Origin of the sequence: Streptomyces sp. SID5910 (assembly GCF_009862125.1) — a bacterium.
GTDB lineage: Bacteria > Actinomycetota > Actinomycetes > Streptomycetales > Streptomycetaceae > Streptomyces.
Genome location: NZ_WWHX01000418.1, coordinates 1 through 9,902 on the forward strand (window position 1 = coordinate 1; position 9,902 = coordinate 9,902).

Genomic DNA, 9,902 nt, shown 5'->3' on the forward strand with positions numbered 1-9,902 from the left:
GGGGGTCAGGGGCGCGGGGGGTGGGGTCTGGGGCGCGGGGCCTGGGGCCTTGGAAGCGGGCCGGGCGGCGCGGCGGCAGGAGCGGACGCGCCCGGTGGGGTCAGGCGCCGACCAGGGGCGAGCCGGACGGGCTGCGCAGCGGTGCGGCGAGTTCGGCCAGGGCGCGTTCCAGGCCGTGCAGGTGGGCCAGCGCCGGTTCGGCGGCGAGCGGGCCCTCCTGGTGGGCGGGGACGGCTCCGCCGCCGGTGAGCGCCTCGACGGCGGTCTCGACGCGCCAGCAGGCGGCGGCCAGACGCGCGTCGTGGGAGGCCTCCGGGTCGGCGGCGACGGCGACCAGGCCGCGGATCTCCCGGGCGCAGTCGTCGAGCAGGTCGAGCACGCGGCGGGCGCGGCGCCTGCGGCCGTCCATGGGGTTGAGCGGGTGCACGAGCGGGGCGACCGAGAGCCGGACCCGGGCGAGCAGCTGCTCCAGTTCGGCCACGCGCGGCGCCGGGTCGGCGCCCTCCGTGCCGGCGAGGCGGGCGGCGGCCTCGGCGGTGCAGGCGTGGACGCAGCGCAGGGCGCGCTGGATCCAGGCGTCGGTGACGGCGTGGGTGGTGACGGGCAGCACGAAGAGCACCGCCAGCACGGCGCCGAGCGCGCCGACGCCGGTCTCGGCGATCCGCAGGGCGAGCAGCCCCGGGCTGAGGACGCCGAGGAGGCCGTAGAGCAGCTCGGCGAGCACCGTCACGCAGAGCATCATCCAGGTGTAGGACACGGCGGCGGTGTAGAAGATGCCGAAGACGCAGACGGCGGCGAGCACGGCCGTGGGCACGGCGGAGCCGGCGACGGGGACGGCGACCAGGAAGCCGAGGCCGATGCCGACGACCGTGCCGAGCACCCGCCGGAAGCCACGGACCAGGGTCTCGCCGCGCGAGGTGGTGTTGACGAAGACCCACCAGGTGGCGCCGACGGCCCAGTACCAGCGGTCGCCGGACACCAGCTGGCCCACGACCAGCGCGAAGCCCGCGCCGACGGTGGCCTGGACGGCCTGGCGGGTGGTGATGCGGGCGAGCCCGGTGCCGGCGGGCGGGGCGGGCACGGCGGCCGGGGGCAGGCGGCGCTCGTAGCACCACAGGCCGAAGCGGACCGCCGCGGCGGTGGCCACGGACAGCAGGACGGCGGCGTACATCTCGGGCAGCCGGTCCGTGGTGGCGTGCAGGAACTGGGCGATGAAGAAGGTCATGAACGCGAACACGCCGAGGCTGTGACCGCGCGGGCCCCAGCGCCGGGCGTAGACGCCCGCGCCGACCACGGCGAGGAAGGCGAGGTCGCGGGCCACGGGGAGGCCGTGCAGTCCGGCCGCCGCGGTCAGCACGGGCAGGCCCACCACCGGCAGCAGCGCGGTGGTGACCGCCTGGCCGCGCACGGTGGCGTCGGTGACGGTGAACAGGGCGAGCAGCGCGGCGAGACCGCCGATGACGGCTCCCACGAGGGAGATGCCGGCCAGGCCGCACACGGCGACGGCCAGGCCGATGCCGATGACGGCCCGCGCGGCGAAGCGCAGCCGCGCCCGCCCCGGGTCCGGGCTCACGAACACCCTCTTCAGCACTGACTACCGCCCCCTCGCACACTGGCCCGCATTAACACCGGCATGAAAAAGGCGCCGCGGGATCCGCAGCGCCATCGACCCCTCCATATCAGCATCTCCCCCACCAGTGGCTCAACTGCCGCTCCACAGACAGGGCCATTGGTACAGTGATCAGGGCATCGGCCCGGCCACCGGAGAGCCATTGGCCGACGAGGGAACCAGGACGAGAGGAACCAGGACGCCATGGCCGTCGACGAACTCGACACCCGCATCCTGCGGCTGCTGCTGGAGCAGCCGCGCACCAGCGTGCGCGAGTACGCACGCCTCCTCGGGGTCGCCCGCGGGACGCTCCAGGCGCGGCTGGACCGCCTGGAGCGCGACGGGGTGATCACCGGTACCGCGCCGTCCCTCTCCCCCGCCGCGCTGGGCCATCCCGTGCTCGCGTTCGTGCACATCGAGGTCACCCAGGGCCATCTTGACGACGTGGGCGAGGCGCTGGCCGCCGTGCCGGAGATCGTCGAGGCGTTCTCCATCACGGGCGGCGGCGACCTGCTGACCCGGGTGGTGGCCCGGGACAACGCGCATCTGGAGGACGTGGTCCAGAAGCTGATCAGCCTGCCCGGCGTGGTCCGCACCCGCAGCGAGGTCGCCCTGCGCGAGCGCGTCCCGCACCGGCTGCTGCCGCTGGTGGAGTCCATCGGGCGCTCGGCGCGGAGATGAGCCTTGGCATCCTGGGGGCCATGAGCGCTCTCGGCGGCATCTCGGTCGTCTTCGACCTCGACGGAACCCTCGTGGACAGCGAGCCGAACTACTACGAGGCGGGCCGGCGGACCCTCGCCGCGTACGGCGTGCCGGACTTCACCTGGGCGGACCACGAGGAGTACGTGGGCATCAGCACGCAGGAGACGGTCGCCGACTGGAAGCGGCGGTACGGCCTCGGCGCGCCGGTCGAGGAGCTGCTCGCCGCCAAGAACCGCCGCTATCTGGAGCTGGCCCGCACCGCCACGCGCGCGTACCCGGAGATGCGGAAGTTCGTCGAGCTGCTGGCGGGCGAGGGGGTGCCGCTGGCCGTGGCCTCGGGCTCCTCGCCGGAGGCCATCGAGGCGATCCTGTCGTGCACCGGACTGGACGCGTATCTGCGCACCGTCGTCTCGGCCGACGAGGTCGCGCACGGCAAACCGGCCCCCGACGTCTTCCTCGAAGCTGCTCGCCGGCTCGGGGCGGCTCCGGCCGACTGCGTGGTCCTGGAGGACGCCGCGCCAGGGGCCGCCGCCGCGCACGCCGCGGGGATGCGCTGCATCGCGGTCCCGTACGTCGCCGCGCAGGCCGGCGCCCCGGAGTTCGCCACGGCCGGGCTGCTGCTGCGGGGCGGGCAGGCCGAGTTCACCGCGCGGGCGGCGTACGACTGGCTGGCGCGCGAGGCGCGGCCCTCCTGACGGCGGCGGGGCGGACCGCGGCCGACGGGAGAGGGCGGACGTCTGCGCGTGCGGAGTGTCGCCCGGAGTTCTGACCTGAACGGTGCGCGGAATTTTGCGCAGCGCGGTGATCAGAGCGCCGCTCGCATCCGTATCTCCTGGTGTCCGAGCCTGTCGTCGCCCCAGGAGGCACGATGCGCATCACGCGCACCACGGCAGGGACGGCCTTCGTGGCCGGTTCCCTGGTCCTCACCCTCACCGCGCTCGCCTACCCGACCATGCTCGGCGTGCAGAACGCGGGCAGCGACCAGGCCCGTGTCGTCACCGACACGCGGTACGGGCCGCTCACCGAGGCCGACCGGGACTTCGTGGTGAAGGTCCGTGCCGCCGGGCTGTGGGAGCACCCGCTCGGGCTGATGGCCATGGAGCGGGGGACGACACCGGAGATGAGGGAGGTCGGTGAGCATCTGGTCGCCGGTCACTCGCGGCTCGACGCGACCTGCCGCCGGATCGCTCCCGAACTCGGGATCACGCTGCCCAACCTGGCGTCCCCCCAGCAGCAGCAGTTCGTGTCGACCGTGAGCGGCACCACGGGGAAGCAGTTCGACACCACCGCGGTCAACATCATGCGCGTCACGCACGGCCAGATCTTCCCGGTGATCGCGAACATCCGCGCCAACACGAAGAACTCGCTGGTGCGGCAGCTGGCCGACCAGGCCAACGACACCGTCCTGGATCACATCACCGTGCTGGAGAAGACCGGGCTGGTCAACTTCGACCAGGTCAACTTCCAGCAGTCGGCCCCGCCGGGTCTGCCCAAGGTCCAGCTCACCCCGCCGGCCCCGCAGCCGGGCGAGCCGGTGCTGTCCCTCACCGAGCCGCCGGGGCTGGACGTCGAGACGACGGCTCCGACGCCCGCGCCGACGGTCCGCTGAGGCGGGCGGGCGTCGCGTCCGTGTCAGGGGTGGCTCACCTGCCGCGGGGCTTGCCTCGCCGGCCGCCCTTGGTGCCGCCGCCGGAGCCGCGCCGGGCGCCGCCGGACTGCTTCCCGGAGGCCTGCCTGCCGGCGGCCGGCTTCCTCGCCGCGGGCTTCTTGGCCGCCGCCGGTGTGCGCCGCGCCGACGCGGTGCCGGTGCGCTCGTCCTTCGCCTGCCCCGGGGCGGACTGCCGGCCCCGGGTGCTGTTGACGGTGCGGCCCCGGACGATCCCGATGAACTCCTCCACCAGGTCCGTGTGCGCGTCCTCGGGCCACGACAGGGCGACGCCCGATCCGGGGGCGTCGGTGACCGTGCGGTACGTGAGGTCCTTGCGGTGGTGCAGACGGGCGAGCGACAGGGGGACGACGAGGACGCCGATGCCGGCCGCCACCAGCTCGACGGCGTCCGCGGTGGTCGCCGGGCGCTCCAGCGCGGGCCGGCCGGGCGGCTCCCAGCCGAGCACGTCGTCGAGGGGGTGCAGCACGATCTCGTCGGCCAGGTCCTCGACGGTCACCTCGTCGGCCGCGGTCACCAGGTGGTCCTTGGGGATCACCACGACCGTGGTCTCGGTGTAGAGGGGGATCGCGCTGAGGACGGTCCGGTCGACGGGCAGCCGCACCAGTCCGGCGTCCGCGTCACCGCCCAGCAGCGTCCCGCCCGCCTCGGCGGGGGTGATCTGGGTCAGGGTGAGGGGGACGTCCGGCAGCCGCTCGTTCCAGATGCGCACCCATTTGTCGGGCGTCACCCCCGGGACGTACGCGAGCCGGAACGAGGGGGGTCCTTCCGAGCCTGTCACCCGGCCAGGTTACCGGGCGTGGTCGGGAGCCGCTCACATGCTCGATACCCTTGACATCATGACGTCGCACCAGAACACCCAGACCATGAAGCCCGCGACCGCGGCGAAGAAGCTGGGTGTGTACCTCGAGGCCACACCCGCCGAGTTCCGGGAGGGCGTCGTCACGCGCGCCGAGCTGAACGCGCTCCAGGCCGATCCGCCGGAGTGGCTGCGCGAGCTGCGGCGCGACGGGCCGCACCCGCGGCCGGTGGTGGCGGCCAAGCTGGGTGTGTCCATCGCGGGCCTGCACCGCGGCGGGGTCGAGGAGCCGCTGACCACGGCTCAGATCGACGCCCTGAAGCAGGAGCGTCCCGAGTGGCTGGAGCGGGAGCAGGCCGTCCAGGCCGACGTCCGCAAGGAGGCGGCCCGGGTGAAGCAGCTCCACGCGGAGCGCGCGGCGCGCGCGGAACGCGACTGATCCCCGCGGGGGCGGCGCGGTCCCGGGCCACCGACCATCTGGCACAAGCAGTACGGCACGGGGCCGGCTGCCCGTCCGGCGGCGCCGCCCCGGTTCAGCCCTCGGCCTTCTGCTCCGTCAGGCTCCACGCGTACTGCAACCAGTCGGACAGCGCGACGGCGCTCAGGCCCGCGCTCAGCATGCGGCCGGCCCGGGGGGCGACGGCGTAGGTGCCGACCAGTCCGCCGGCCACCCAGGCCGAGGTGCAGAACGGGCAGGACACCAGGTCGCCGACGGCGCGGCGCAGCCCGCCGCCGCGCGGGGCGTCCATCACCTCGTTGGCCTCGCTCTCGCGCTCCCGGCGGGTGAACGGCGCCCGTACGAAGCTCGTGACCTTGTCCTTGGTCAGCAGCCGGGACGCCTTGAACGTCGCCGTCCCCAGCAGGGCCACGTCCCAGGGCGGGACGGTGTCGGGCAGCCGGACCCCACGGCGCCACGCCACCGCCGCGAGCGTTCCGACAGCGGCCGCGAAGGTCGTCGCGAGCGTCGCGTATCCCGCGAGGGGGATGTCGTCGTCGGCGCCGTAGCGCTGCTCACCGTCCGTCATGAATGCCTTCCCTTCGGGCGACGCCACCGGGGGCCGCCTCGTCGACCGGGGGCCGAGTGCCCTGTTCCGGCCGCCTGCAACGCGTGGCGCGGGCCGCCCGGCCGACGTGGACGCGGGTCGCCCCGCCGACATGGACGCGGGCGGCGGCCGACGTGGACGCGGGCGGCGCCGTCAGTGCGTCGCGGGGCCGCCGAAGAGGTCCGCGCAGTCGGCCGGCAGCGCGGCGCGCAGGCCGTCGGCGCGGTCGCCGGGCACGGCTTCGGCGACGGTGGAGAGCACCGCGCCCGCGTCCCACTCCGCGGTGCGCGGCCGGGCGCCGGTCTGCTGGGCCACGCGCCGCAGGAACTCCTCACGGCCGAAGTCCTCGGGGCGTCCCCGTTCCAGGCGCAGCGCGTCGTCCAGGGGTGCCGGCAGGTGTGCGGCCAGGGCCGCGGCCTCCTCCGGTGCGATCCGGGACGCGACCACCCACAGGACGGCCGTGGTGACCTGCTCGGCCTCCTCCTCGCTGTGGTACTCCCCGCGGACCCGGACCCGGGTCAGGAACTCGTCGAGCCGCACGGCGTCGCCTCCTTCCGCCGGTTCTCGCCCGCGCCCGGGTGCCCCCTGCCGGGGCGGCGGAAACGGGCGCCGGCCCACCCGGACAGGTCCCGCGGACGACGGGTCCGGCTCACCGGCGTGCGCGCGACGCGTCGGCGACGTCGGTCACCCGGGTCAGGGCGTCGTCCCGGAACAGCGCGCGTCCGGCGGCGATCCGCTCCCGGCGGGCCTGGCCCGGGGCGGTCAGCCGGCGCAGCGCCCCCAGCAGCGCGGCGTCGTCCTCGGCCACCTCCGACACGCCCAGCGCGGCCATCGCGCGGACGCCGTCGGCGCCGTGGCCGGGGATCGGACGGTGCCCCACGACCGGCAGGCCGGCGGCCAGTGCCTGGACGGCGGTCTGGCCGGCGGCGTTGTCCACCAGGGCGCGGGCGGCGCGCAGCAGACCGGGCATGTCCGTCACCCAGCCGAGGGCGACCACGCCCGGGACGCCGGACAGCTCGCGGCGCAGCCGTGCGTTGTCCCCGCAGAGCACGACCGGGAGGAAGCCGTGCTCCGACAGCAGCCGGACGGTGGCGCCCAGGCGTGAGCCGACTCCCCAGGCACCGGCGGACAGCACGACCGGCGGCCGCCCGGGGCCGTGCCGGCCGAACAGCCGGCGCCACTCGTCCGCGCCGGGCGCGTCGGTGAGGAACTCGGGGGCCACCACGGGACCGCAGGCACCGGCGGGCTTGCCGGTGCCGCGCCGCGCCGCGCGGGCCGCGTCCTCGGTGAGGCACAGGCAGTGGTCGTTGCCGGGATGGAGCCACTGCCGGTGGACGACGAAGTCGATCACCAGCACGACGCTGGGCACGGTCAGCCGGCCCCGGGCGCGCAGATGGCCGGTCAGCTGGGCGCCGAGGTGGAAGACGGGGACCACCACGTCCGCGCCCGTGCGGTCGGCCAGCTCCCGCAGCCGGGCGCCGGCGAGCCGCGCCAGGGGCGTGCCGCTGGGCCGGCGCCCGCCGCCGGGGCGCAGGAACAGGCGGTACAGGGCGGCGTACGCCCAGGGGAAGTGCCGTACCGACCCGCGGTAGAAGAGCCGCAGGGCGCGGCCCAGCCCGTACGGCAGGAGCGTGAGGACGTCGACGACGAGGGCCTCGCCGCCGCGCTCCCGGATCCGGCGGGACAGTTCGGCGGCGACCGTGTCGTGTCCGGCGCCCATGCTCGCGCTGACCAGCAGCAGACGTCTGGTGTCCCCCGAGGTGCGCCGAGGCGCGGTCCGGCGGGACGCGGATGAGCTGGGAGGATGCACGGCGGTTCAAGTTGCCCGACCGAGGTGTTCCAAACCGTGGCACAAGCGGGCGTTTCGGACCTCCCCCCAGGGATACTCCGAGACCGCCCGTCCGGCCGGACACCGGGGGCCCCGGCCAGCCGGCCGGTCGTCTCCCGGAGCCCGCCCCGAACCAAGGTGGTCCCCATGGTCGACGCGTTCTCCCGCACCCGGTCCGCACCCGGACCGCGGCTCGCCGCACCCGACGCGGACCACGCGAAGCCCCGGCCGTCCGCCGGCCGGCGGGGCACGCGGACGCGCACGGCGCTGGTGACGGGGGCCTCCTCCGGCATCGGCGCGGCCGTCGCCCGGCGGCTGGCCGACGAGGGCGACTGGCGGCTGGTGCTCAGCGGGCGCGACCCGGACCGGCTGCGCGAGGTGGCGGACGCCGCGTCGGCCACCGCCTTCGCCGCGGACCTCACGCTGCCCGGCGCCGACCGGCAGCTCGCCGACTTCGCCCTGGCCAGCGTGGGTCCGGTGGACCTCCTGGTGGCCGGTGCCGGGATCGGCTGGGCCGGCGAGTTCCGCGACATGCCGCCGCACGCGATCGACGAGGTCTTCGACATCGACGTCCTGGCCACGCTGCGGCTGGTGCGGCTGCTGCTGCCGGGCATGATCGAGGCCGGGTCGGGACGGGTGGTGCTCATCGGATCGCTGGCCGGCTGCGTGGGGGTGCGCGACGAGGCCGTGTACTCCGCCGCCAAGGCCGCGCTGGGCGCCTTCGCCGACGCCCTGCGGTACGAGGTGCGGGGCACGGGGGTCGGGGTGACCCATGTGGTGCCCGGTGTCGTCGACACGCCCTTCTTCGAACGCCGCGGGGCGCCCTACCGGCGGTCCAGGCCGCGGCCGGTACCGGCGGAACGGGTCGCCGACGCGGTGCGCGGGGCGGTGCTCCGGGGCCGGGACGAGGTGTACGTGCCCGGCTGGCTGAGGCTGCCGTGCCGGGTCCGGGGCGCGGCGCCGGGACTGTACCGACGGATGGCCTCCCGGTTCGGATGAGCGGGAGCCCGCCGCGGTGAGTGTCCTCACCGTCGTCCTCGCCCTGTTCGCGGCGCTGTCCAACGCTGCGGCGTCGGTGCTGCAACGCCGGGCCGCGGCGCAGGACGAGGACCGGGCTGGTGCCGTCCACACGGCGCTGCGCTCACTGCTGCGGCTGGTGCGCGACCCGTACTGGGTGGGCGGCGCGGCGCTGCTCGCCCTGACGACGGTGCTTCAGGCGGCCGCGCTGGCGGTGGGCAGCCTGGCCGTCGTCCAGCCGCTGATGGCGACGGAGCTGCTGTTCACCCTGGTCGTCGGCAGCGTGATCTTCCACCGGCGGCCCGACCTGCGGACCTGGCTGGCCTTCGTGGCGCTGGCCGTGGGGCTGGCGCTGTTCCTCGGCGCCGCGTCGCCGGGGGCCGGGCACGACACCGCGACGCCGGGCCGCTGGCCTTGGGCGCTGCTTGCCCTCTTCCTCGTCGTGACGGGCTTCGCCGCGGCCGGCCGGCTGGTGCACGGAGCGCCGCGCGCCGCGCTGTTCGGGTCGGCGTCGGCGGTGGCATTCGGCGGTACGGCGGCGCTGCTGAAGGAGGTGACCGGGCGGTTCCCGCAGGGGGTGGGCGCCGTGCTGGGGCAGTGGCCGCTGTACGCCACGGGAGTCGTCGGCGTGATCAGTTTCCTGCTTCTCCAGAGCGCGCTGCGGGCCGGGACCCTCGCCGCGTCGCAGCCCGCACTCACGCTCGGGGACGCGCTGACCAGCGTGGGCCTCGGCTGGGCCCTGTTCGGCGAGGAGATCGCCCTCGGGGTGCGGGTGCTGCCCGAGCTGATCGGGGTGGCGCTGATCGGCCTCGGCAGTGTGGGGCTGGCCCGCGCGCCGTCGGTCCACGGCACCTGGGACACGGCCCCGGCGGCGCGAGACGGGCCGGGTGGAGGGCGACGGCGATAGGAGCAGCAGAAGTCGTGAACGCCGGGGCTTCCGGCACACGATGACCTCGATGCCCGACGGGGGCGGGCTGACCCAAACTTCCGGGGTGCGGGAGGAGACGGACAGTGAAGCGGATACGGGACTGGACCGGGGCCGGGCAGGTGGCGTGCGGCGTGGCGGGCAGGGCGGGGGCCTGGGCCGGGCGAGCCACGCGGGCCGTCACGGACGGGACCGGAGGCGGAGGGGCGACGCGCGCCGTCGCGGACGGGGCCGGACGCGGACGGGCGACACGCGCCGTCGCGGACGGGGCCGGGGCGGGAGCGGGACGGGCGACGCGCGCCGTCGCAGCCGG

11 protein-coding genes are annotated in these 9,902 nt (G+C 75.8%); 6 read left to right on the forward strand and 5 right to left on the reverse strand.

What is annotated here, in order from left to right:
- Nucleotides 1–100 precede the first annotated feature (100 nt).
- Nucleotides 101–1,591 carry an FUSC family protein gene (locus GTW67_RS14705; RefSeq protein WP_161165265.1) on the reverse strand — a complete coding sequence of 497 codons (1,491 nt, stop codon included), beginning with the start codon at nucleotides 1,589–1,591 and terminating at the stop codon, nucleotides 101–103.
- Nucleotides 1,592–1,813: 222 nt separating this feature from the next.
- Between GTW67_RS14705 and GTW67_RS14710 the strand changes: the two genes are divergently transcribed.
- The 3 genes from GTW67_RS14710 to GTW67_RS14720 all read left to right on the forward strand — a co-directional run bounded on the left by GTW67_RS14710 (nucleotide 1,814) and on the right by GTW67_RS14720 (nucleotide 3,920).
- Nucleotides 1,814–2,290, forward strand: coding sequence for an Lrp/AsnC family transcriptional regulator (locus GTW67_RS14710; protein ID WP_161165266.1), 477 nt, complete (start codon nucleotides 1,814–1,816; stop codon nucleotides 2,288–2,290).
- A 20-nt stretch (nucleotides 2,291–2,310) separates the two neighbouring features.
- A complete protein-coding gene (locus GTW67_RS14715) occupies nucleotides 2,311–3,006 on the forward strand; it encodes an HAD family hydrolase (protein ID WP_161165267.1) in 696 nt (231 codons plus the stop codon).
- A 173-nt stretch (nucleotides 3,007–3,179) separates the two neighbouring features.
- Nucleotides 3,180–3,920: a DUF4142 domain-containing protein gene (locus tag GTW67_RS14720; protein ID WP_161165268.1), complete on the forward strand. Its 741-nt coding sequence runs from the start codon at nucleotides 3,180–3,182 to the stop codon at nucleotides 3,918–3,920.
- A gap of 34 nt (nucleotides 3,921–3,954) precedes the next feature.
- Here GTW67_RS14720 and GTW67_RS14725 read toward each other — a convergent pair whose 3' ends face one another.
- The gene (locus GTW67_RS14725) at nucleotides 3,955–4,758 is read right to left on the reverse strand and encodes a LysR substrate-binding domain-containing protein (RefSeq protein WP_161165269.1); all 804 of its coding nucleotides are present in this window, start codon (nucleotides 4,756–4,758) and stop codon (nucleotides 3,955–3,957) included.
- A gap of 58 nt (nucleotides 4,759–4,816) precedes the next feature.
- Between GTW67_RS14725 and GTW67_RS14730 the strand changes: the two genes are divergently transcribed.
- Entirely contained in the window at nucleotides 4,817–5,215 is a 399-nt protein-coding gene (locus GTW67_RS14730; RefSeq protein ID WP_161165270.1) for a DUF5997 family protein, read from the forward strand.
- A 94-nt stretch (nucleotides 5,216–5,309) separates the two neighbouring features.
- Here GTW67_RS14730 and GTW67_RS14735 read toward each other — a convergent pair whose 3' ends face one another.
- From GTW67_RS14735 to GTW67_RS14745, 3 genes are all read right to left on the reverse strand, one after another.
- Nucleotides 5,310–5,801 carry a DUF1360 domain-containing protein gene (locus GTW67_RS14735; RefSeq protein ID WP_161165271.1) on the reverse strand — a complete coding sequence of 164 codons (492 nt, stop codon included), beginning with the start codon at nucleotides 5,799–5,801 and terminating at the stop codon, nucleotides 5,310–5,312.
- 171 nt (nucleotides 5,802–5,972) lie between these two features.
- Nucleotides 5,973–6,359 carry a DUF2267 domain-containing protein gene (locus tag GTW67_RS14740; RefSeq protein ID WP_161165272.1) on the reverse strand — a complete coding sequence of 129 codons (387 nt, stop codon included), beginning with the start codon at nucleotides 6,357–6,359 and terminating at the stop codon, nucleotides 5,973–5,975.
- 109 nt (nucleotides 6,360–6,468) lie between these two features.
- Nucleotides 6,469–7,539, reverse strand: a complete 1,071-nt coding sequence (locus GTW67_RS14745; RefSeq protein WP_161165273.1) for an MGDG synthase family glycosyltransferase — start codon at nucleotides 7,537–7,539, stop codon at nucleotides 6,469–6,471.
- Nucleotides 7,540–7,794: 255 nt separating this feature from the next.
- On the opposite strand from GTW67_RS14745, the gene GTW67_RS14750 reads away from it, so the two are divergent.
- The gene (locus tag GTW67_RS14750; RefSeq protein WP_161165274.1) at nucleotides 7,795–8,646 is read left to right on the forward strand and encodes an SDR family NAD(P)-dependent oxidoreductase; all 852 of its coding nucleotides are present in this window, start codon (nucleotides 7,795–7,797) and stop codon (nucleotides 8,644–8,646) included.
- A 16-nt stretch (nucleotides 8,647–8,662) separates the two neighbouring features.
- The gene (locus tag GTW67_RS14755; protein ID WP_161165275.1) at nucleotides 8,663–9,571 is read left to right on the forward strand and encodes a DMT family transporter; all 909 of its coding nucleotides are present in this window, start codon (nucleotides 8,663–8,665) and stop codon (nucleotides 9,569–9,571) included.
- Nucleotides 9,572–9,902: the final 331 nt, after the last annotated feature.